We start from the raw sequence: 22,687 nt of genomic DNA on the forward strand, positions 1-22,687 counted from the left end.
GCCCAGGGCTTTGGCGCGGCGGACGTCGAGGGGGTCGGTGGAGCCGGCGGCGGCGAGTTGGTCGGCGATGGTGCGGATGGCGTGCTCGAGCTCTTCGGCGTCGGCCCGGTCGAGAAGGCCGGTGAGGTGGACGCCGCTCGCGGTGCCGATGGACCAGGCGGTGTTCAGGTCGAGGGTGACGTGCAGCGTCGCTTGGGTGTCGGCCTCTTCCATCTCGGTCGCTTCGGGGTCGAACCGTGCGGCTGCTTCGGCGACGAGTCGTTTGACGGTGGTGAAGGAGGCGGTGTGGATGACGTGGGCGAGGTGGGCGTCGACGAACGCCGCTGCTTCTGCGGTGAGTGCGCGGGTGAGGTCGGTGACGCGGCGTACTCGCCAGACCTGGACCTGGCCGTCGAGGAGGCGCTGCCAGATCTTGGGGAGTCGGTAGCGGGCTTCGACGGCGTCTGAGAGCAGCATCCGCCCGGAGTCGGTCGAGCGACCGAGGGCGGCGGCGAGCTCGAGGACCGCGAACTCGCTGATCTCCGGTGCACCCGGGCCGGCGAGCTCGAGCATGGTGTCGGCGCCGGGCATCCCGAACCGGGACACCCACGCGTTCTCGGCCTCGGTGTGGGCGTCGTCGTCGGGCAGCCCGAACGTGCCGTAGAGGTCGGGCAGCAGGGCGCCGGTGGTGTGGCGCTCAGCCCACTCGGCGATGGCGATGAACCGGTCCCGGTCGGCCTGGTCAGCGGCCTGGTCGAGGTCGCGAATCTCGGTCAGCAGGTCACCGGTCGGGACAGGAGAGTCCTGTGCCGACTGATCCTGGTGTCCGAGTGCCATGACCAGATTCTACTAGAACACCAGTTCGAAGGAAACCCTGTTGCGGGCCCCGGATCGAATGTGTGGAGGACGAATCAAGCGCAACCCAAGCGAGCACCCCAGCGGGCCGAAGGGGTCGAGCGAACCGCGACCAGGTACCGAAATCGAAGTCGACCGCAAGCACGGTTTCGATCAATGAAGGACCTGCTGCAGCGCGAACGTCCAGGCGCCCACCCACCCCGACCACCGAGTCGACAAGGACCGGAGGGCGTGCCGTGAAAGGGGTTCACGAGGAACCCTCCAGTCGCCCCGTGGAGCAGGTTGCTTGTCGGCGTACGGGGTTTCGAGGCTCGTCGCTGGCGCTCCTCGCACCTCAACCAGCGGTGGGGGCGGGGTCTCGAGACGGCGCTGGCGCGCCGCGTCGACCAGCGGTGGGGACACGACCTGGGGTGGTGAGGCCGTACGATCCAGGCGTGGAGACCCTGCGCCTGATCCTGCTGTTCGTGCACATCCTCGGCTTCGCCGCGCTCATCGGCGGCCTGATCGCCCAGGCGGGCCCGGGGGAGAAGAAGGTGAACGCGGCGATGCGTGACGGCGCGGGCACCGCGTTCCTCGCCGGGCTCGCGCTGGTCGGGGTGCTCTCGGCCGGGGACCAGGAGCCGAACAACACCAAGGTCGGCGTCAAGCTGCTCATCGGCCTGGTCGTCCTCGTGCTGGTGATGGTCAACGTGCGCAAGCCGAGCATCCCGCAGGGCCTGTGGGCCGGGCTGCTGGCGCTGTCGGTGCTCAACGTGGCGATCGCCGTCTTCTGGTCGCCCGCGCACGCCTGGGCCTGACCCGTTGGCCCTGGGGCGCCGCCCCGCCCAGGGGTAAAGAATCCCCCGGTGTGAGCCAGGGGACGTTTCAGCCTGCTCTCAGGTAGGCACGCTGCTGTCACTGGGGTGAGGCGGCCACGTGCTCGACGCCCCCGTCGGGCCCTCGCGGTCGCGCCGCCATCACCGCCACGTGGACGCCGGGTGCGGCCGTGGTCGCAGCACCCACTCGCACGGCCCGGCGTCGGACGCAGACACCGACCCGAGGAGCCGTGCATCCCCATGTCCGACCCGAGCCTCTTCATCGACGGAAAGTGGCGTGACGCCGCCGATGGCGGCACCCGCGAGATCCGCTGCCCCGCGGACGGTACGCCGGTGCGCACCGTGTCCGAGGGCGGTGCCGACGACGCGGTGGCCGCCGTCCTGTCCGCCCGCCGCGCCTTCGACAACGGTCCCTGGCCCCGCACCCCGGCGCCGGAGCGGGCGGCGCTGCTGCACCGCCTGGCCGACCGGCTCGAGTCCGACAAGGACGAGGTCGCCCGCCGGGAGTCCCTCGACACCGGCAAGCGCTTCGTGGAGAGCCAGATCGACGTCGACGACATCGTCGGGGTGTTCCGGCACTTCGCCTCGCTCGCCCAGGCCGAGTCCGGTCGCGTGGTCGACCCCGGGATGCCCGACGTGCGGAGCCGGGTCGTGCACGAGCCGGTGGGCGTGTGCAGCCTGATCACGCCGTGGAACTACCCGTTGCTGCAGACCGCGTGGAAGGTCGCGCCGGCGCTGGCCGCGGGCAACACCTTCGTGCTCAAGCCGAGCGAGCTGACGCCGTCCACGGCCATGTGGCTGATGGACGCCCTGAGCGACGTGGGCCTGCCGGCGGGCGTGGCCAACCTCGTCACGGGTGCCGGCGACGCGGTGGGACCGGTGCTCACCGAGGCCCCGGAGGTCGACCTGGTGTCCTTCACCGGCGGCGTCGTGACCGGCCGCCGGATCATGGCCGCGGCCGCCCCGACGGTGAAGCGCGTGGCCCTGGAGCTCGGCGGCAAGAACCCCAACATCGTCTTCGCCGACGCCGACCTGGATGCGGCCATCGACAACGCCCTCACGGCGGTCTTCCTCGACTCCGGGCAGGTCTGCTCGGCCGGGGCCCGGCTCATCGTCGAGGACACCGTCCACGACGAGGTCGTCGACGAGCTGGTGCGCCGGGCGAAGGAGATCCGCCTCGGCGGCCCCTTCGACGACTCGGCCGAGACCGGGCCGCTGATCTCCGCAGCGCATCGCGAGAAGGTCGAGGCCTACGTCGCGGCCGGGCTCGAGGAAGGCGCGACCCTGCGCTGCGGCGGCGCGCGACCCGAGGGGGCGGCGTACGACGAGGGGTTCTTCTACCTGCCGACGATCCTCGACGACTGCGCCGCGGACATGTCGTGCGTGCAGGAGGAGAGCTTCGGCCCGGTGCTGACCGTCGAGCGCTTCACCGGCGCGGACCGCGAGGCGCGCGAGGAGGCGGCCGTCTCGATCGCCAACGACACGATCTACGGCCTCGCCGGGGCGGTGTGGACCGAGAACGCCGGTCGCGCCGAGCGCGTCGCGGCCCGGCTGCGCCACGGCACGATCTGGATCAACGACTACCACCCGTACGTCCCGCAGGCCGAGTGGGGCGGGATGAAGCAGAGCGGCATCGGCCGCGAGCTGGGGCTGGCCGGTCTCGAGGAGTACCGCGAGACCAAGCACATCTGGCACAACACCCGACCCGCGCGTGCGGGCTGGTTCAGCGACAGCACCGAGGGCAGCACCGAGGAGAAGGGATCCGAGAAGTGAGCACCGAGCGTTACGACTACGTCATCGTCGGCGGGGGCTCCGCCGGGTCCGCCCTCGCCAACCGGCTCTCCGCCGACCCCTCGGTCAGCGTGCTGGTGCTCGAGGCGGGTCGCAGCGACACCAAGCTCGACCCGTTCATCCACATGCCGGCGGCGCTGCCCTACCCGATCGGCAACAGGCTCTACGACTGGAAGTACGAGTCCGAGCCCGAGCCGCACATGAACGGACGCCGGATCTACCACGCGCGCGGCAAGGTGCTCGGCGGGTCCTCCTCGATCAACGGGATGATCTTCCAGCGCGGCAACCCGATGGACTACGAGCGCTGGGCGTCCGACCCGGGCATGGAGACCTGGGACTACGCGCACGTGCTGCCGTACTTCAAGCGCATGGAGACGCGCATGCTGGCCGACGGCACCGTCGCCGCCGACGCGTGGCGCGGTGGCTCCGGCCCGCTGGTCCTCGAGCAGGGCCCGGCCACCTCGCCGCTGTTCAACGCCTTCTTCGAGGCCGCGCAGCAGGCCGGCCACCCGCTGACCGACGACGTCAACGGCTACCGCCAGGAGGGCTTCGCGCGCTTCGACCGCAACGTCCACCGCGGCCGCCGGCTCTCCGCGTCGCAGGCCTACCTCCACCCGGTGCGCAAGCGGAAGAACCTCACCGTCCACACGCTCTCGATGGTCACCGGCCTGCGCACCAGCGGGAAGCGGGTCACCGGGGTCGACTACCTGCGCGGTTACAAGCTCAAGCGCAGCGTCGAGGCCGGCGAGGTCATCCTGTGCGGCGGCGCCATCAACTCCCCGCAGCTGCTGCAGCTCTCGGGCATCGGCCCGGCCGACCACCTGCGCAGCCTCGGCATCGACGTGATCGCCGACCTGCCGGGCGTCGGCGCCAACCTCCAGGACCACCTCGAGGTCTACATCCAGCATGCGGCCACCCAGCCGGTCTCGATCGCACCGTGGCTCAAGCACCGCCACAAGCCGCGCATCGGCGCCGAGTGGCTCTTCGGCCGCAAGGGCGTCGGTGCCTCCAACCACTTCGAGGCGGGCGGGTTCATCCGCTCCAACGACGACGTGTCCTACCCCAACCTGATGTTCCACTTCCTGCCGATCGCCATCAGGTACGACGGCTCCCAGCCCGCGGCCGAGCACGGTTACCAGGTCCACATCGGCCCGATGTACTCCGACGTCCGCGGCTGGCTGAAGATCCGGAGCCGCGACCCGCTGGAGCACCCGGCGATGCAGTTCAACTACCTCTCCACCGAGAACGACCGCCGCGAGTGGATCGAGATGGTCCGCAAGGCCCGCGAGATCCTCGAGGCGCCGGCGTTCAAGCCGTTCTCCGGCGGCGAGATCTCGCCGGGACCCTCGGTGCAGACCGACCAGGAGATCCTCGACTGGGTCGCCGAGGACGCCGAGACCGCGCTGCACCCCTCGTGCACGGCCAAGATGGGCACCGGCGAGGACGCCGTGGTCGACCCGACGTCGATGAAGGTCCACGGCGTCGAGGGCCTGCGCGTGGTCGACGCCTCGGTGATGCCCTACGTCACCAACGGCAACATCTACGCCCCCGTGATGATGCTGGCCGAGAAGGCCGCCGACCTGATCGCCGGCAACGAGCCGCTCGAGGCGCTCGACGTCCCGTTCTACAAGCACGGCACCGGCATGCCGCTCTACCCCGAGGGCGACCCGCGCAACGACGCCGCCGTCCCCGGCACCGTCCGGGTCCGCTGAGGAGGAGCTGACGATGACCACGACGCAGCATCGCCCGGTCGACGCGGGCACGCCCGACGACCAGCCGGACTGGACGCTCAACCGGCCGGTCTTCCTCACCGCCGCCGCTGTCACCCTGGCGGTGACGATCTGGTGCGTGGCCGTGCCCGACCAGGCGTACTCGACGCTCGAGACGATCGTCGGGTGGGTCAGCACCAGCCTGGGCTGGTACTACATCGCCCTGACCACCACGGTCCTGGTGTTCGTGCTCTTCCTGGGCTTCTCGCGCTACGGCAAGGTGCGCCTGGGCCCCGAGCACTCCCGGCCGGAGTTCTCCACCGGCGCCTGGGCCGCGATGCTCTTCGCGGCCGGCATCGGGACCGACCTGGTCTTCTACGCCGTCTACGAGCCGGCGTACCAGTACCTCAACCCGCCGGTCATCGAGGGCGGCACGGTGCAGGCGGCCCGGGAGGGCACCGTGTGGACGCTGTTCCACTACGGCATCTCCGGGTGGGGGATGTACTCCCTGATGGGCATGGCGCTGGCCTACTTCGCCTACCGGATGGGGCTGCCGCTGGCGGTGCGCTCGGCGCTCTACCCGATCATCGGCAAACGCATCAACGGCCCCATCGGCACCGCGGCGGACACCGCGGCGATCCTGGGCACCATCTTCGGTGTCGCCACCTCGCTGGGCATCGGCGTGGTGAGCCTCAACGTCGGGCTCGACGTCGTCTTCGGGCTCTCGGTCGGGCTGCCGGTGCAGATCGGCCTGGTCGTGCTGGCGATCGGCATCGCCACCCTCTCGGCGGTCACCGGCGTCGAGAAGGGCATCAAGCTGATCTCGCAGTTCAACGTGCTGCTGGCCATCGGCCTGGCGGCGTACGTGCTGCTCACCGGCCGCACCGCCTTCCTGCTGAACTCGTTGGTCGTCAACGTCGGCGACTACGTCCGAATGCTGCCGGGGCTGACCAACGAGACCTTCGCCTACGAGGACACCGGCGACTGGATGAGCTTCTGGACGCTGTTCTTCTGGGCCTGGTGGATCGCGTGGGCGGCCTTCGTCGGCCTGTTCCTGGCCCGCATCTCGCGCGGCCGCACGATCCGGCAGTTCGTGGCCGGCACGATGATCATCCCGTTCAGCTACATCGTCATGTGGGTGACGATCTTCGGCAATGCCGCCATCAGCGAGATCCGCAGCGGCAACACCGACCTGCGCGAGGTCGTGAACGCCGCCAGCGGCCCCGACACCGCGCTGTGGTCGCTGCTGCAGGAGTACCCCGGCTTCACCTTCGTCGCCGGCGCGTTCATCCTCATCGGGCTGCTGTTCTACGTGACCTCCGCCGACTCCGGCGCGCTGGTGATGGCCAACCTCTCCAGCACGCTGAAGTCGCCCCACCACGACGCCGGCGCCCCGCTGCGCATCTTCTGGGCCGTCGCCACCGGTGCGCTCACGCTGGCCATCGTCGCGGCCGGCAACATCTACGCGCTGCAGTACGCCACCGTCATCATCGGGCTGCCGTTCGCGGTCGTGATGATCGGCGTGATGTGGGGCCTGTGGAAGGCGTTGTCCGCCGAGGGGCACCTCGCCGACAGCCGCCGTGCGGTGACCGGGGCACTGTCGGGCCGCACCACGCTGGCCGAGCGCGACCGACGGGGTCGGGCTCCGTGGCAGGCGAGGCTGCACCGGGCGATGGACTTCCCCGACCGGCAGCGCGCGGACGAGTACCTCGCCCAGGACGCCACGCCGGCGCTGGAGGAGGTCGCCCGCGAGTTCGAGGCGCAGGGTGTCGACGTGGTGGTCGAGTCGGTGATCGACGAGGACGCCGAGCCCGCTGCCGAGCTGCGCGCCGGCGTGGGGGAGCAGCCCTTCGTCTACCGCGTGCAGCGCTGCGCGGCCGCGCTCCCGTCGTACGGCGGTCGGGTGCCGCGCGGCGGCGACCGCTACTACCGCCTCGAGGTGCACCTGCGCGACGGCGGCCAGGGCTACGACGTCATGGGCTACACCCGGGCCCAGCTCATCGACGACGTGCTCGACCAGTACGAGCGGCACCTGGAGTTCCTCCGGCTGGCGGACGCCTGACCGGCACTCGTGCTGTCCCCGGCCGGACGTAGGCTGGGGGCAGCATGAGTGAGCTGACCGAGACGCTGTTCGAGACCCCGCGCACCCCCCGGACCGGTCCCTCCGCCGACGCGCTGCTCGAGGGGCTCAACGAGCCCCAGCGGGCCGCCGTCGTCCACGAGGGATCGCCGCTGCTGGTCGTGGCCGGCGCGGGCTCGGGCAAGACCCGGGTGCTGACCCGTCGCATCGCCTGGACGATCTCCGAGCGCAAGGCGCACCCGGGCTCGATCCTGGCCATCACCTTCACCAACAAGGCCGCGGCCGAGATGAAGGAGCGCGTCGAGGAGCTCGTCGGCAGGCGCGCCCGCATCATGTGGGTCTCGACGTTCCACTCCGCGTGCGTGCGCATCCTGCGCAAGGAGATCGGCGCGCTCGAGCGCGAGGGCGGCACCTGGAAGTCCAACTTCTCCATCTACGACGCCCAGGACCAGAAGCGGCTGATGACGCTGGTCGTCCAGGACCTCGACCTGGACCCCAAGCGCTACCAGCCCGGTGCGCTGCTGCACTGGGTCAGCAACCACAAGAACGAGCTGCGCGACGCCGAGCAGGTCACGGCCGAGGCGAAGAACAAGCTGGAGGAGACCTACGCGGCGGCGTACACGCTCTACCAGCGGCGCCTGCGCGAGGCCAACGCGCTGGACTTCGACGACCTGATCATGACCACGGTCCACCTCTTCGAGGCCTTCCCGGAGATCAAGGAGACCTACCGCCGGCGCTTCCGGCACGTGCTGGTCGACGAGTACCAGGACACCAACCACGCGCAGTACGCCCTGATCCACCAGCTCTGCGCAAACCCCCTCGACCAGTCCTCGGTCGAGGCCGAGGGCGAGCGGGTCCCGCCCGCCGAGCTGATGGTCGTCGGCGACGCCGACCAGTCGATCTACGCCTTCCGCGGCGCCAACATCCGCAACATCCTCGACTTCGAGGAGGACTTCCCCGACGCAGCGACCATCCTGCTGGAGCAGAACTACCGCTCCACCCAGACCATCCTCACCGCCGCCAACGGGATCATCGGCCACAACAAGGGCCGCAAGCCCAAGCGGCTGTGGTCCGACGCCGGCGACGGCGAGCGGATCGTCGGCTACGTCGCCGACGACGAGCACGACGAGGCCCGCTTCGTCTCCGGGGAGATCGACACCCTGGTCGACGGCGGCGCCAAGCCCGGCGACGTCGCGGTGTTCTACCGCACCAACGCCCAGTCCCGGGTCTTCGAGGAGATCTTCATCCGCACCGGGCAGCCCTACAAGGTCGTCGGGGGCGTGCGGTTCTACGAGCGCCGCGAGGTGCGTGACGCCTTGGCCTACCTGCGGATGCTGGCCAACCCCGAGGACCAGGTCTCCCTACGGCGCATCCTCAACACCCCCAAGCGCGGCATCGGCGACCGCGCGGTGGCCTGCGTCTCGGCGTACGCCGAGCGCGAGCGGATCTCCTTCTGGTCGGCCCTGCAGCGCGCCGACGAGGCCCCGGGCCTGGCGACCCGCTCCCTGAGCTGCATCCGCGGCTTCGTCGACCTCGTGCAGGAGCTGCAGTCGATGGTCGACGGCGGCGAGCGGGCCGACGTGGTCCTCGAGACGACCCTCGAGCGCTCGGGCTACCTCGCCTCGCTGGAGGACTCCGACGACCCGCAGGACGCGACCCGCCTGGAGAACCTCGCCGAGCTCGTCGCGGTGGCCCGCGAGTTCGCCGAGGACCCGCAGGCCGGGCCGTCTGCCGACCCCGCCGACGTCGACGCCGGGCTGGTCGAGCCCGGTCTCACCGACTTCCTCGAGCGGGTCGCGCTGGTGGCCGACACCGACCAGATCCCCGACGACCCGGACGGCGAGGACGTCGGGGTCGTCACCTTGATGACGTTGCACACGGCCAAGGGGCTGGAGTTCCCGATCGTGTTCCTCACCGGCCTCGAGGACGGCGTCTTCCCGCACTCGCGGGCGCTGGGCGACCAGACCGAGCTCGAGGAGGAGCGGCGCCTGGCCTACGTCGGCGTCACCCGGGCCCGCGAGCGTCTCTACCTCTCCCGTGCGGTGGTCCGCTCGGCGTGGGGCGCGCCATCGCACAACCCTGCGTCGCGCTTCCTCGACGAGATGCCGGTCGACCTGGTCGACTGGCGCCGCACCGAGGGGGCCCAGACCCGCTGGTCGCGGCCCGACCTCTCCGGGTCTCTCGGTGCCCCCGGCGGCGGGATGGGCAGCCCCACCGCCTCGGGTCGGCGCAACTTCTCCGCCGCCGCGGCCCGCGCCGACGCTGCGTCGAAGTCGCGCAAGCGCGACCGCCCGGTGCCCTCGCTCGCCGCCGGCGACCGGGTCACCCACGACTCCTTCGGCCTGGGCACGGTCGTGTCCGTCGAGGGCGAGGCCGACCGCGCGGTCGCCTCGATCGACTTCGGCTCCGACGGCGTCAAGCGGCTGCTGCTGCGCTACGCGCCGGTGGAGAAGTTGTAGCGAACTGCTGGTCGAGGTGCGAGGCCGGCCACGGCCGAGCCTCGAGGCCCCGTCAAGTCGGCGACCGCGTCACCGGGTCTCGAGGCTCCTCGCTGGCGCTCGTCGCACCTCGACCAGCGAGGGTCGTCAGGGAGTCACACCATTCGCGATCAGCGCCGCCCGCGGGTCGACGGGGTCGCCACCACCGGGGCGCACCTCCAGGTGCAGGTGCGGGCCGGTGACGTTGCCGGTCGAGCCGACGGTGCCGATCACGTCACCGGGGGCGACGACGTCGCCGGCGGAGACGTAGATCGAGGTCTGGTGGGCGTACCAGACCTCGGTGCCGTCCTCGAGCGTGAGGACGGTCTTGTTGCCGTAGGCGCCGTCGTAGCCGGTGGAGGTGACCACACCGCGCGCCACGGCGACGAGGGAGGTGCCGGAGTCGGCGGCGAAGTCCAGGCCGGTGTGGTAGCTCGACCACAGGCCGTACTCGCCGAAGGTCGCGGTGAGGCGGTAGCCGGCCAGCGGGAGGACCCAGCGGTTCTCGGCGAGGACGCTGGCGCGCTGCTCGGCCTTCTGCGCGAGCTGGCCCAAGGCTTCGTTGCGCTGCTCGGCCTGCGCCTCGACCTGGGCCTCGAGATCGGCGGACTCGGCGGCAGCCCGGTCTCCGTCGCGGCTCACGACGCCGGGGCGGACGTGCGGGTGGTGCGGCGTGCGGCGCGGCGGCGACCGGCGGCGGCTTGGCGGGTGAGCTCGAGCGGGAGGATCACGGTGTCCTCACCGGCGAAGGACGTGGAGGCGTCGACCGGCTCGAGGTCGGCGAGCACCCGCTCGATCGTGGCGGTGTCCACGTCGGCGCGACGCCGTCCGGAGGTGACCGGGACCGGCGTGGGCTGCTCGACGCGTGCGGCCGGCACGCGGATCGTCTCGGCGGGCAACGTCAGGGCCGGACGCTCGAGCGTGGGAGTGGCGGCGCGACGCTTGCCGACGTACGGCGTGGTCGGGGTGCCGGACTCGGGAGCAGCGACGCTCGCGCGACGACGACCGACGTAGGCGGCCTGCTCGTCTCGGGTCTGACCCATGAAGTGCGATCTCCGGGGTTGGGGGCGTGCTGCTGTGCTGCGTCCCGAGACGATAACCGAAAGGGTGGGTCCCGGACGAAGTGGGGGCTTCGACGGGCCAACGCCCGACGATGCAGAACCGTTACGTTCGCGGCCCCCCGGGCGCCATCTGGGCTAGACCGCCGTGGACGCCTCGCGGTGTCCTCCGGTTGTCCTCGCAGCTACCGGCAGGTCACATGACGTGCATCACGTCGACGCCCCTGCCCCTCGTCCCCAGCACGGGCGCGGGTCTAAGGTGCCCGGGGCGCCGCGTGCGATCACTGCCGCGCGCCGCCAGCGCCGAGAGCCGCGAAAGTCGGCCCGAACGACAACAGAGAAGAACTGGTGGACCAGTGGACCTGATGGAGTACCAGGCGAAGGAGCTCTTCGCCAAGCACGGTGTGGCCACGACGCTCGGCGTCGTCGTCGAGACCCCCGAGGCCGCGAAGGCCGCCGCCGAGGAGATCGGTGGCGTGACCGTGGTCAAGGCGCAGGTCAAGGCGGGTGGCCGCGGCAAGGCCGGCGGCGTGAAGCTGGCCAAGACCGCGGACGAGGCGTTCGAGTACGCCTCCAACATCCTCGGCATGGAGATCAAGGGCCTCACGGTCAACCGCGTGCTCGTCACGCCGGCGACCCCGCCCCAGGAGGAGTACTACTTCTCCTTCCTGCTCGACCGCGCGAACCGGCAGTACCTCTGCATCGCCTCGGTCGAGGGTGGCGTGGAGATCGAGGAGGTCGCCAAGACCAACCCCGACGCCGTCAAGCAGATCGCCGTCGACCCCGGCACCGGTGTGGACGAGGCCAAGGCCCGTGCGATCGCCACCGAGGCGAAGTTCCCCGAGCCCGTCTTCGAGCAGGCCGTGGCGATGATCCGTCGAGGTCAACCCGCTCGCGCGTCTCGAGGGCGACAAGCTCGAGGCCCTCGACGGCAAGGTCTCGCTGGACGAGAACGCCTCGGAGGTGCGCCACCCGCACCACGAGGAGTTCGAGATCCGCGAGGAGGCCGACCCGCTCGAGGCGAAGGCCAAGGACAAGGGCCTCAACTACGTCAAGCTCGACGGCGAGGTCGGCATCATCGGCAACGGCGCGGGCCTCGTGATGAGCACCCTCGACGTCGTCGCGTACGCCGGTGAGAAGCACGGCGGCGTCAAGCCCGCCAACTTCCTCGACATCGGCGGCGGCGCCAACGCGCAGGTCATGGCCGACGGCCTCGACGTCATCCTCAACGACCCCCAGGTCAAGAGCGTGTTCGTCAACGTCTTCGGCGGCATCACCGCCTGCGACGAGGTCGCCAACGGCATCAAGGGCGCCCTGGAGATCCTCGGCGACGCCGCCACCAAGCCCCTCGTGGTGCGCCTGGACGGCAACAACGTCGACAAGGGCCGCGCGATTCTGGCCGAGCTGGACCACCCGCTCGTGACCACGGTCGACACCATGGACGGCGCGGCCGACAAGGCCGCCGAGCTGGCCAACGCCTGAGCCCGGACGAGAGACGAGAAGAACGAGCACATGAGCATCTACCTCAACAAGGACAGCAAGATCATCGTCCAGGGCATCACCGGTGGGATGGGCTCCAAGCACACCACCTTGATGATCGAGGCGGGATCGAACATCGTCGGCGGCGTCAACGCGCGCAAGGCCGGCACCACCGTCGAGCTGGCGGGCACCACCCAGCCGGTCTTCGGCTCGGTGGAGGAGGCCATGAAGGAGACCGGCGCTGACGTCTCGGTCGTCTTCGTTCCGCCGGCCTTCACCAAGGACGCCTGCATCGAGGCGATCGACGCCGGCATCAAGCTGCTGGTCGTCATCACCGAGGGCGTGCCGGTCCAGGACACCGCCGAGGTCTGGTCCTACCTGCAGTCGGACAAGAACCACAACGGCACCCGGATGATCGGTCCGAACTGCCCGGGCATCATCACGCCCGAGGAGTCGCTGGCCGGCATCACCCCGCACACCATCGCGGGCAAGGGCCCCATCGGGCTGGTGTCGAAGTCGGGCACGCTGACCTACCAGATGATGTTCGAGCTGAAGGACTTCGGCTTCAGCACCGCGATCGGCATCGGTGGTGACCCGATCATCGGCACCACCCACATCGACGCCCTCGAGGCGTTCGAGGCCGACCCCGACACCAAGGCGATCGTGATGATCGGCGAGATCGGCGGCGACGCCGAGGAGCGGGCCGCGGCGTACATCAAGGACAACGTGACCAAGCCGGTCGTCGGCTACGTCGCCGGCTTCACCGCCCCCGAGGGCAAGACGATGGGCCACGCCGGCGCCATCGTCTCGGGCTCGGCGGGCACCGCGCAGGCCAAGAAGGAGGCCCTCGAGGCCGTCGGCGTGAAGGTCGGCAAGACGCCGTCCGAGACCGCCGAGCTGATGCGGGAGATCATGAACAACCTCTGATCCGCACCCCGGATCGCCACGAGCGCCCTCGACCTCCGGGTCGGGGGCGCTCGTGCGTGCTGTGGCGGGATGGGTGGGTCGCTCAGCAGGGGTCGGCGGCGAAGACGCACATCTGCGCGACGACCTCGGCGCTGCGGTCCTGCTCGCGCTCCTGCTCGGTCTCGACGACGGCGGGGTCCCCGGCGCCCTGGAAGTACGACGTGGAGTACAGCACCGCGTTGCCGACCCGGACCGCCTGGTGGAGGAAGCCCTCACCGGTGTCGTCGTAGCCGTTGACGAACACCACGGACTGCTCGCCCAGGTCGCTGGTCAGCACCTCGGCGGAGACCCGGGGCTGCCCCTGAGGCCGGCAGGACTCGGCCTGCGTGCGCAGCTCCTCCAGCGCGGCCGCGGCCGTGGTGTCGTCCTCGTAGACCGAGACGACGCGGTCCATGCCGCCCTGGCTGGGGTCGGTGTAGACCGCCTGCAGGCTCTCGAGGGCGCCGGAGACGTCCCAGGCGGGGCTGGTGGCGCACGGGCCGACCGCCTGCGGCTGGTACTCCGGGAGCACCTGGGTGCGGTCGGGGTCCTCCAGCGGGAAGCCGTCGGTGAGCGGGAAGTCCTCGGGGACGTCGACGCGCCACGCGACCGCGTCGGTGCTCGGGCCGTCGGTGGCGTAGAGGCCCGGGTCGGGACGGGCGTCCGTGCCGTCCTGGCTCAGCGCCACGGGCACGCCGATCGCGGTCATCGCCGCGACGGTGCCACCGGCGACCGCGAGCGCGGTGTTGCGCCGGCGGAGGCGGTCGCCACGTCGGCGTACCTCGGAGGCGGGCAGCGGGTGCAGGTCGGTCTGGTCCATCGTCGTGAAGCTCTCGAAGAGGTCGTTCTCAGGCACTGGTCGCTCCTCCCGGCAGCGTGGTCTGGTGGTCGGCGAGCAGGGCGGCGAGGGCGGCCCGCCCGCGGGAGAGCCGCGCCTTGACGGTGCCCTCGGGGACACCGGTCTCGCGGGCGACCTCGTGGACCGGGAGGTCCGCGAGGTGGTGCAGCACCAGGGCCCGTCGCTGGGCCTCCGGCAGCTGCTTGAGCGCCGCCACGAGCGCCACGTGGGCCTCGCTCGGCGCCGCCGCCGTGGTGGGGGAGGCGAGGGCCCGGTCGGCCGGGCGTCGTCCTCTCGCGACCCGGCGCCAGCGGCTGACCGCCAGCCGGTACGCCGTCGTGCGCACCCATGCCTCGGGGTGGCCCGCACGGTCCAGCGACCGGCGGTGGGCCCACGCCCGCACGAACGCCTCCTGCACGCACTCCTCGGCCTCGTCGCGGCTGCCGATCATGGCGTACACCTGACCGACGACGCGGGCGTAGGAGGTCGTGTAGAAGTCGTCGAACTCGACCTCGTCCATCGTCCTGCTCTCGTCTCCGGGGACGGCCACGTCGCCGTCCTCGCAGTGTGTACGCCGCGGGGCGCGGGGCGGTTGCACCCCGCCGCAGGTATTTCTGGGGCGGTGCTCCGGGGGAGCGCGCGGTCAGCTGCCCGAGCGCAGGCGCTCGAGGCCGCGCTCGGCGAGCGCGAGGAACGCCCCACGGTCCATCTCGACGCCGGGGGCCGGGATGAACCCGAGCTGCAGGAGCTGACCGCCGGTGCGGGCCACGGCCATGAAGTACTTCACCGAGCGGTTCTCGGTGACCTCGACCGTCACGTGCCACACGGCGAGCTCCTCCTTCGCCGAGCTGCGCGAGGCGGCGGTCACCACCTCGGTGCCGAGCTCGCGGTCGGAGCAGGAGTCCATCTTGCGGCGGATCGTGGAGACGAAGGACCGGGCCTGCTTCTCCGGCAGCCGGCCGACGGTCTCGGTGAGGCCGAACTCCACCGGCAGCTCGGCCTCGGGGATGAGGAAGGTGCGGGTCGAGGAGGCCCGCATCCGCTCCCCGCCGGTGGTGCCGGAGAACGAGGTCTTGTCGCAGCGGGTGGCCGCGGCGTTCTGGCCGCGCACCTTCTCCGGGCGGGTGCCCACCCAGGGCGCGTCGACGCTGCTCACCGGGGGTAGGTCACCCTCCACCAGCATCGTCGCGGGATCGCCGACGGGCAGCGCGTCGCGACGCTGCGTCTTCGGCGTACCGCGGGAGCAGGCGGAGCCGCCGGGCAGGTCGCAGACCCCGTCGACGGCGGCGGCCAGCAGCAGGGTCTGGGCCTGGGGCGCCTCCAGCCGGTCGTCGCGGACCGAGGAGGTGGTGGTGACCACGAAGCGACCGGTGCGGGCGAGCCCGACGACGGTGGTGGTCACCGGGTCCGCCCAGTCGCGGAGCACGATCTGCAGCGCCTCGTCGCCGACGCCGGTGACGGTGCTGGTGGAGAGCAGCTGGCTGCGCTCGGCCTGGCAGCGGGCGAACCACTCGGTGAGCCGCCCCATGGCGCGGCCGGCGGCCCGCTCGTTGCGGGAGGCCTCGGTGCTCGCGACCACGCTGCGCCGCGGGTCGGCTCCCCGCGGCGTCTTGATCTCGCGGACCAGGGCGTCGACGACACGGGGGTCGGCGTACCTCGCCTGCTGGCAGGGCATCACCAGGCCGTCGCCGTGGGTGTTGTCGTGGGTCGAGAGCTCCTCCCAGTCCCTGCCGGGCAGCAGCGAGGCGACCCGGTCCACGGAGACCATGGCCGAGGTGGGGAGGACGTCGGTCTCCTGCGGGGCGGACGGCGCCGGGGCGCTCGGCGTGGAGAGCGCGGCGACGGGCTCGCGGTCGAGGGTGGGGCGGACGCCGGCGGGGTCGGAGACCACGGCGCCGGCGACGGCCACCGCGGCGACGGCGACGACGGCCCCCACCGCGGTGTGGGTACGCCGGCGGGTGGCACCGGCACGCCGGATGATCGAGGCCCGGGGCCAGCGGGCGTCGAGCGTGGTCTCGAAGAGGCTGCGCAGGACCGTCGGCACGACGGTCGTGGGGACGTCACGGTGCACGGCGAACTGGGAGGTCGCGGTCTGCAGCTCGCGGGTCGTGGTCTCCACGGTCTGGGAGACCTCGCGGGCCATCTGGTCGAGGCTGACGGTGGCCAGGTGCGTCAGCAGCAGCACCCGACGTTGGTTGTAGGTCAGCTTCCCCAGCGCCTCCAGGGTCGCGGCGACCTCCGGCTCGAGGCCGCGCTCCCTGTGCCAGCGGCGGGCGGTGTGCCGGCGGACCGCGCTGCGCGAGGCGCGGACGTCCCCGGTCAGGGCGAACGTCTGCACGAGCAGCCGGTCCCGGGCGTCCTTGTAGAACGCGTCGAACTCCTCTGGGTCCCTCATGGCGCGTCCAACCATAATGAGGGGGGCCTGGCGGCGATGATGGGCAGGTCATGTCCTCCCTGATCTCGCGGCCGACCGGCCCCGCCCGAGCGCGGGGCACCGACTCCCGACCCGGACCGCGGCTCCCGCTCGCGGTGGTGGCGTTCCTCGGCGGCCTGCTGGCCGCCCTGGGGCCGCTGCTGGTGTGCCTCGGGGTGGGTGTCGTCGGCTGGTTCCTCGCCGACGCGGGCTCGCACGGTCAGCCCTCCGACGGCCTGCGGGTCGGCGCGACGGCCTGGCTGATGGGCCACGGGTCCGGTGTCTCGGTCGAGGGGGTCCGGCTCACCGTCGTACCCCTCGGCGTGACGCTGCTGGCGGCCTGGAGCACCTGGCGTGCCGGCCTGCGCGTGGGCCAGCTGGTCTCCGGCCACGGCCCCGACGCCGACGGCATCGAGGACGGCGAGCGCGACTGGACCGTGCCGGTCGCGGTCGCGCTGCTCCTGATCGGGTACGCCGTCGCCGGCATCGTCACGGCGTCGCTGGCCTCGACCCGGGCCAGCGCCCTCGGCACCGGCGGGGTCGTGACCTGGGCGGCGCTGCTGTGCCTGCTGGTCGGCGGCCCCGCGGTGGCGATCGGCTCGGGGCGCGCGGCGATCTGGGTGGCCGGTGCCCCCGTGAGCCTGGTGGAGTCGGTGCGGACCGCGCGCCGGGTGATCCGCACGTGGCTGCTCGTCGCCCTGGTGGCCTTCCTCGTCTCCTTCGCCCTCGACCTCGGCACCGCGGCCAACGTCATGTCGCAGCTGCACTCCGGTGCCGGCGACGTCGCGATCGTGGTGCTCGTCTCGCTGGTGCTGCTGCCCAACGCGGTGGCGTTCTCCGGCGCCTACCTCGCCGGGCCGGGCTTCACCGCCGGTGCCGGCACGCTGGTGAGCCCGTCGGTGGTGGTCCTCGGGCCGCTGCCGATGTTCCCGATGCTGGCGGCGCTGCCCGACGCGGGGGAGCCGCCCGCCTGGACCGCGGCCCTGGTCGTGCTGCCCGTCGTCGTGGCGGCGGTGGCGACAGCCCGGGCCCAGCAGGTCGCCCCGACCCTGCGCTGGGAGGAGGGAGCGCTCCGCGGCTGCGTCGGCGGTGCGTTGGCCGCGGTGGCCTTCGCGGTGCTCGCCGGGCTGGCCGGGGGAGCGGTCGGCCCCGGCCGGATGCGTGACGTCTCCCCGCTGGCCGGCGACGTCCTGGTGCAGTGCCTGACCACCTTCGGCCTCGGTGGCCTCCTCGGCGGCCTGGCGATGACTGCCTGGCAGCGCCGCGCGGCCCGCGCCCGACCGCCGGTCGCTGGCGCACGGCCGAGAGGTCGCTCGCGCACGGCCTGCCCTAGTCTGCGGCGGGTGACCGCCCGCCTCGTCGTCCTCGTCTCCGGTTCCGGCACCAACCTGCAGGCGCTGCTCGACGCCTGCGCGGACCCGGCGTACGGCGCCGCCGTGGTCGCGGTGGGCGCCGACCGTGACGACATCGAGGGCCTGGCCCGCGCCGAGCGGGTCGGGGTGCCCACCTTCGTCACCCGCGTCGGCGACTTCGGGTCCCGCGAGGAGTGGGACGCGGCACTGGCCGAGCAGGTGGCGGCGTACGAGCCCGACCTGGTCGTGCTGGCCGGCTTCATGAAGCTCGTGGGCGGCGCGTTCCTGGCCGCCTTCGGGGGCCGGACGGTCAACACCCACCCCGCGCTGTCGCCGTCGTTCCCGGGGATGCACGGGCCGCGCGACGCGCTGGACTACGGCGTGAAGGTCACCGGCTGCACGCTCTTCGTCGTCGACGAGGGCGTGGACACCGGCGTGATCCTGGCCCAGAGCACCGTGCCGGTCGAGGACGACGACGACGTCGAGTCGCTGCACGAGCGCATCAAGGTCGCCGAGCGCGGCATGCTCGTCGACACCGTCGGACGGATGGCCCGGGAGGGCTTCCGGGTCGAGGGACGCCGAGGGATCCTCGGGCGCTGAGAGCCGGTAGGCTGCGGCCCACACGACTGGCGCAGGTGGGTGACCACCGGGGAGTGACCGAGTCGGGGCATCGTCCGCCTGGGTGCCCCGGGACCGTGACCGCGTCGACCGCAGCGATCCTGCAGGAGAGTCCGTGAGCGAGAACCGCATCCCGATCAGGCGAGCCCTGGTCTCCGTCTACGACAAGACCGGGCTGGAGGAGCTGGTCCGCGGCCTCCACGACGCGGGCGTGACGCTCGTGTCCACCGGTGGCTCGGCCAGGCTGATCGAGGGCCTGGGCCTGCCGGTCACCAAGGTCGAGGACCTGACCGGCTTCCCCGAGTGCCTCGACGGCCGCGTGAAGACCCTGCACCCGCGGGTCCACGCCGGCATCCTGGCCGACCGCCGCCTGGACTCCCACGTCCAGCAGCTGGCGGACCTCGAGGTGGAGCCGTTCGACCTGGTCGTCTCCAACCTCTACCCCTTCACTCAGACCGTCGCCTCGGGCGCCTCGCCCGACGAGTGCGTCGAGCAGATCGACATCGGCGGCCCGTCGATGGTGCGCGCCGCCGCGAAGAACCACCCCTCGGTCGCGATCGTCACCAGCCCCGAGCGGTACGCTGACGTGCTGGCCGCGACGTCGGCGGGTGGGTTCACCCTCGAGCAGCGCAAGCAGCTGGCCGCCGAGGCCTTCGTGCACACCGCGTCCTACGACGTGGCCGTCGCCTCCTGGATGGGCAACGTCCTCACCGACTCCTCCGAGGCTGAGTCCGATCAGGGGGCGAGCTTCCCCGCGTGGGCCGGCGCGACCTGGGAGCGCTCGGCCGTGCTGCGCTACGGCGAGAACCCGCACCAGGCGGCCGCGCTCTACCGCACCGGCCACGGCCCCGCCGGGCTGGCGGGTGCCGAGCAGCTGCACGGCAAGGAGATGTCCTACAACAACTACGTCGACACCGACGCGGCCCGCCGGGCGGCGTACGACTTCGACGAGCCGGCCGTGGCGATCATCAAGCACGCCAACCCGTGCGGCGTGGCCGTCGGCGGCGACATCGCCGAGGCGCACGCCCGCGCGCACGCCTGCGACCCGGTCTCCGCGTTCGGTGGCGTGATCGCCGCCAACCGCCCGGTGTCGGTCGAGATGGCCCGTCAGGTGGCCGAGGTCTTCACCGAGGTCATCGTGGCGCCGGGCTACGAGGACGGCGCCGTCGAGGTGCTGCAGGGGAAGAAGAACATCCGCATCCTGGTCTGCGAGGACCTCGAGCGCGGCGGCGTCGAGACCCGCCCGGTCTCCGGGGGCCTGCTGATGCAGCAGCGCGACTCGTTCCAGGCCGAGGGCGACGACCCGTCGGCGTGGACGCTCGCCACCGGCGAGGCCGCCTCGCCCGAGGTGCTGGCCGACCTCGCCTTCGCCTGGCGCGCCTGCCGCTCGGCGAAGTCCAACGCGATCCTGCTGGCCAAGGACGGTGCCTCCGTCGGCATCGGCATGGGCCAGGTCAACCGCGTCGACTCCTGCAAGCTCGCCGTCGAGCGCGCCAACAGCCTCGCCGAGGGCACCGAGCGCGCCCGCGGCGCGGTGGCCGCCTCCGACGCGTTCTTCCCGTTCGAGGACGGCCCGCAGGTGCTCATCGACGCCGGCGTCACCGCGATCGTGCAGCCCGGCGGCTCGGTCCGCGACGAGTTGACCATCGAGGCCTGCAAGGCCGCCGGCGTGACGATGTACTTCACCGGCACGCGGCACTTTTTCCACTGATCGACGAGGAGCGCACTGAGATGACCGCACAGAAGCTCGACGGCAGCGCCACCCTCAAGGCGATCAAGGAGGAGCTGAAGGTCCGCGTCGCCGCGCTCAAGGAGCACGGCGTCGTCCCGGGCCTCGGCACGGTGCTGGTCGGCGACGACCCGGGCAGCCACTGGTACGTCGGTGCCAAGCACAAGGACTGCGCGGAGATCGGCATCGAGTCGATCCGCGTGGACCTGCCGGCCACGGCCAGCCAGGCCGAGGTGGAGGCCGAGATCGACCGGCTCAACGAGGACCCGTCCTGCACGGGCTTCCTCATCCAGCAGCCCACGGGTCTCGACGAGTTCGCCCTGCTCTCGCGGGTCGACCCCGACAAGGACGTCGACGGCCTGCACCCGGTGTCGCTGGGTCGCTTGGCGCTCAACGTGCCCGGCTCGCTGCCGTGCACCCCGGTCGGCTGCATCGAGCTGCTGCGCCGCCACGGCATCGAGCTCGCCGGAGCCGAGGTCGTCGTGGTCGGTCGCGGCCTGACGGTGGGTCGCCCGATGGGCCTGCTGCTGACGCGTCGCAGCGAGAACGCCACCACCACCCTGTGCCACACCGGCACCCGCGACCTGGCCAAGCACGTGCGCGAGGCCGACGTCGTCGTGGCGGCGGCCGGCGTCCCTGGCATCATCACCGCAGAGATGGTCAAGCCCGGCGCGGCCGTGCTCGACGTGGGCGTCTCGCGGGTCGACGGCAAGATCGCCGGCGACGTGGACCCGGCCGTCTGGGACGTCGCCGGGTGGGTCTCGCCGAACCCCGGCGGGGTCGGCCCGATGACCCGCGCGATGCTGCTGTCGAACATCGTCGACATGGCCGAGCGGGCCGCGGGGATCGCCCGGTAGCGTGGCGCGGGTGACCGAGGACCACCAGCCCGACGGCGTACCCCTGGACGCCACCGCCGACGCTGACGTGGTGCCGGACACCTCCGAGATCGCCGACGAGATCGCCGAGGAGGAGGGGCGTCGCTACCCCTCCACCCTCGGCGGCTTCTTCTACCTCTGGGTCCTCGCCGCGGCCGCCGTCGGCGTGGCGATCGCCTGGCTCGGCCACGAGTGGCGCCTCGGCGTCACCTGGATCTCCGGGGCCCTCATCGCCGCCTCGGCGCTGCGCCTGCTGATGCCCGCGAAGGACGCCGGGATGCTCGCCGTGCGCCACCGCCTGGTCGACGTGGTGCTGCTCGGCACCCTCGGCGGGCTGCTGCTGTTCCTCGCCCACACGGTGCCCAACCAGCCGGGCGCCTGAGCGCCGAACCGTCACTCACGCACGGCCGAACCGTCACTGACGCACGGCCGAACCGTCACTGACGCACGGCCGACAGGTCGCTGGCGCATGCGTCGGTGGCCGTCTCGTCAGTCCCGCCACGACCCCCGCCACCGAGGTACGCCGGAGCCCTCTGCCCGCGCGTACCTCGGCCGGTCCGAACCGACCCGGTCGGCCAGGACCGCCCGGAGCTCCCGCGTCCACCGATCCTCCCCGGCGCCGGAGAGCCCGTCCTTGCGCACCACGATCACGTGCCAGCCGGCGCGGGCCAGCGCCGCACGCCTGGCGAGGTCCCGGGCGCGGTCGGCGGGGCTGGAGTGGTGCTCCTCCCCGTCGTACTCGACGGCGACCTTCAGGTGGGGGTAGGCCAGGTCGAGACGGAACGTCCCCTCGGGGAGCACCACCTCGACCTGCGAGGTCGGCGTGGGGAGCTGGTGGTCGCGGATCAGCAGCCGCACCCAGGACTCGGCGGGGGACTCCGCCAGGGCATCGACGTAGTTGATCAGCTCGCGGAACTGGGTGACCCCGCGTCGACCCCCGAAGCGGATCAGCAGTCGACGCAGCTGGGCCTCGGTGACGTGGTGGTGTCGTGCGAACTGGTCGAGCACGCCCATCGCACCCAGCCGCCCGAAGCGACAGGCGAGGTCGGCGGCCGTCCGAGCCGGCGTGGTGACCGGGACGCCGTCGAGGTCCATGACGTCCTCGGCCAACAGGGCGCGCGTGCCGCCACGGGTGCCGCTCGCGCGGGTGCGGGTGCCGTCCATGGCGACGACCTCCAGGCGGGGAGGGACGTCGCGCGTGCGTGGGTCGAGGTGGTCGATCCCGTGCAGCCAGGCCGCGCTGCGGTCACAGACGACGTGCGTGGGCGCCAGCACCAGCGCGGCCGCCCGGGCGCGCAGCATCGGGGTGTCGGGCAGGTCGGTGCCGGCGTACACGCCGAGGAGCACGCGGCGGAGCAGACCCTGCTCGACGGCACGCTGCAGCTGGCCGCGGCTGGTGCCGTGCTCGAGGGCCTGCGCGGTGGTGAACGGGTGGGAGGGCGGGAGCATCATGCGCCGACCCTGACCCGGCACGGCGACCCGCGGGGCCGGTCGGGTGAAGGCTGTGGAACGACGAACGGTCGGGCCCCAGTGTGGAGAACTGGTGGCCCGACCGTGCGTCAGTGACGTGTCATGCGTGCGCGAGCGACGGCGGATTCAAGGGGTGGTCGCAACACCTTTGGCTTGGTCTTCGGCGAGCAACTTAGCGAAGACCTCTGCTGGGGTGTGGAAGCC

General features: G+C 72.0%; 17 protein-coding genes and 2 pseudogenes. 12 read left to right on the top strand and 7 right to left on the bottom strand.

Annotated elements, in window-relative coordinates; genetic code table 11:
* On the bottom strand, positions 1-816 hold an 816-nt coding region (locus A6R01_RS16540; RefSeq protein ID WP_366925124.1), incomplete at its 3' end, for a DUF222 domain-containing protein.
* Between the two features lie 452 nt (positions 817-1,268).
* Here A6R01_RS16540 and A6R01_RS16545 point away from each other — a divergent pair.
* From A6R01_RS16545 to pcrA, 5 genes are all read left to right on the top strand, one after another.
* Positions 1,269-1,631, top strand: coding sequence for a hypothetical protein (locus A6R01_RS16545; RefSeq protein ID WP_292608239.1), 363 nt, complete (start codon positions 1,269-1,271; stop codon positions 1,629-1,631).
* Positions 1,632-1,889: 258 nt separating this feature from the next.
* On the top strand, positions 1,890-3,422 hold the full coding sequence (locus tag A6R01_RS16550; protein WP_292608242.1) for an aldehyde dehydrogenase family protein: 1,533 nt from the start codon (positions 1,890-1,892) through the stop codon (positions 3,420-3,422).
* On the top strand, positions 3,419-5,152 hold the full coding sequence (betA, locus tag A6R01_RS16555; RefSeq protein ID WP_292608246.1) for a choline dehydrogenase: 1,734 nt from the start codon (positions 3,419-3,421) through the stop codon (positions 5,150-5,152). The genes A6R01_RS16550 and betA overlap by 4 nt, the downstream gene beginning before the upstream one ends.
* Positions 5,153-5,165: 13 nt before the next feature.
* On the top strand, positions 5,166-7,211 hold the full coding sequence (gene betT / locus A6R01_RS16560; protein ID WP_292608249.1) for a choline BCCT transporter BetT: 2,046 nt from the start codon (positions 5,166-5,168) through the stop codon (positions 7,209-7,211).
* A gap of 44 nt (positions 7,212-7,255) precedes the next feature.
* On the top strand, positions 7,256-9,688 hold the full coding sequence (gene pcrA / locus A6R01_RS16565) for a DNA helicase PcrA (protein ID WP_292608252.1): 2,433 nt from the start codon (positions 7,256-7,258) through the stop codon (positions 9,686-9,688).
* A gap of 126 nt (positions 9,689-9,814) precedes the next feature.
* Here the strand turns inward: pcrA and A6R01_RS16570 are convergent, their stop codons facing one another.
* Both A6R01_RS16570 and A6R01_RS16575 read right to left on the bottom strand, forming a co-directional pair.
* Positions 9,815-10,348: a M23 family metallopeptidase gene (locus A6R01_RS16570; RefSeq protein ID WP_292608255.1), complete on the bottom strand. Its 534-nt coding sequence runs from the start codon at positions 10,346-10,348 to the stop codon at positions 9,815-9,817.
* Positions 10,345-10,749: a hypothetical protein gene (locus tag A6R01_RS16575; protein ID WP_292608258.1), complete on the bottom strand. Its 405-nt coding sequence runs from the start codon at positions 10,747-10,749 to the stop codon at positions 10,345-10,347. Before A6R01_RS16575 ends, A6R01_RS16570 begins: the two co-directional genes overlap by 4 nt.
* 371 nt (positions 10,750-11,120) lie before the next feature.
* Between A6R01_RS16575 and sucC the strand changes: the two are divergent.
* A pseudogene (sucC, locus tag A6R01_RS16580) lies at positions 11,121-12,246 on the top strand (ADP-forming succinate--CoA ligase subunit beta).
* A gap of 30 nt (positions 12,247-12,276) precedes the next feature.
* On the top strand, positions 12,277-13,170 hold the full coding sequence (sucD, locus tag A6R01_RS16585) for a succinate--CoA ligase subunit alpha (RefSeq protein WP_292608261.1): 894 nt from the start codon (positions 12,277-12,279) through the stop codon (positions 13,168-13,170).
* Positions 13,171-13,252: 82 nt separating this feature from the next.
* On the opposite strand, the gene A6R01_RS16590 is transcribed toward sucD, so the two are convergent.
* From A6R01_RS16590 to A6R01_RS16600, 3 genes are all read right to left on the bottom strand, one after another.
* Entirely contained in the window at positions 13,253-14,044 is a 792-nt protein-coding gene (locus A6R01_RS16590) for a hypothetical protein (protein ID WP_292608264.1), read from the bottom strand.
* Positions 14,037-14,576: a sigma-70 family RNA polymerase sigma factor gene (locus A6R01_RS16595; protein WP_292608266.1), complete on the bottom strand. Its 540-nt coding sequence runs from the start codon at positions 14,574-14,576 to the stop codon at positions 14,037-14,039. Before A6R01_RS16595 ends, A6R01_RS16590 begins: the two co-directional genes overlap by 8 nt.
* Positions 14,577-14,669: 93 nt before the next feature.
* The gene (locus tag A6R01_RS16600) at positions 14,670-16,421 is read right to left on the bottom strand and encodes a hypothetical protein (protein ID WP_292608269.1); all 1,752 of its coding nucleotides are present in this window, start codon (positions 16,419-16,421) and stop codon (positions 14,670-14,672) included.
* 50 nt (positions 16,422-16,471) lie between these two features.
* On the opposite strand from A6R01_RS16600, the pseudogene A6R01_RS16605 reads away from it, so the two are divergent.
* From A6R01_RS16605 to A6R01_RS16625, 5 genes and pseudogenes are all read left to right on the top strand, one after another.
* A pseudogene (locus A6R01_RS16605) lies at positions 16,472-17,662 on the top strand (DUF6350 family protein); the annotation flags it as partial.
* 120 nt (positions 17,663-17,782) lie between these two features.
* A complete protein-coding gene (gene purN / locus A6R01_RS16610; protein ID WP_292608283.1) occupies positions 17,783-18,391 on the top strand; it encodes a phosphoribosylglycinamide formyltransferase in 609 nt (202 codons plus the stop codon).
* A 133-nt stretch (positions 18,392-18,524) separates the two neighbouring features.
* On the top strand, positions 18,525-20,120 hold the full coding sequence (gene purH / locus A6R01_RS16615; RefSeq protein WP_292608272.1) for a bifunctional phosphoribosylaminoimidazolecarboxamide formyltransferase/IMP cyclohydrolase: 1,596 nt from the start codon (positions 18,525-18,527) through the stop codon (positions 20,118-20,120).
* A 20-nt stretch (positions 20,121-20,140) separates the two neighbouring features.
* The gene (locus tag A6R01_RS16620) at positions 20,141-20,995 is read left to right on the top strand and encodes a bifunctional methylenetetrahydrofolate dehydrogenase/methenyltetrahydrofolate cyclohydrolase (protein ID WP_292608275.1); all 855 of its coding nucleotides are present in this window, start codon (positions 20,141-20,143) and stop codon (positions 20,993-20,995) included.
* 10 nt (positions 20,996-21,005) lie between these two features.
* Positions 21,006-21,395: a DUF3017 domain-containing protein gene (locus A6R01_RS16625; RefSeq protein WP_292608278.1), complete on the top strand. Its 390-nt coding sequence runs from the start codon at positions 21,006-21,008 to the stop codon at positions 21,393-21,395.
* A gap of 107 nt (positions 21,396-21,502) precedes the next feature.
* On the opposite strand, the gene A6R01_RS16630 is transcribed toward A6R01_RS16625, so the two are convergent.
* Positions 21,503-22,465 carry a type IV toxin-antitoxin system AbiEi family antitoxin gene (locus tag A6R01_RS16630; RefSeq protein ID WP_292608280.1) on the bottom strand — a complete coding sequence of 321 codons (963 nt, stop codon included), beginning with the start codon at positions 22,463-22,465 and terminating at the stop codon, positions 21,503-21,505.
* Positions 22,466-22,687: the final 222 nt, after the last annotated feature.

The sequence above is a fragment of the Nocardioides sp. REDSEA-S30_B4 genome (genome assembly GCF_001627265.1).
Taxonomy (GTDB): domain Bacteria; phylum Actinomycetota; class Actinomycetes; order Propionibacteriales; family Nocardioidaceae; genus Nocardioides.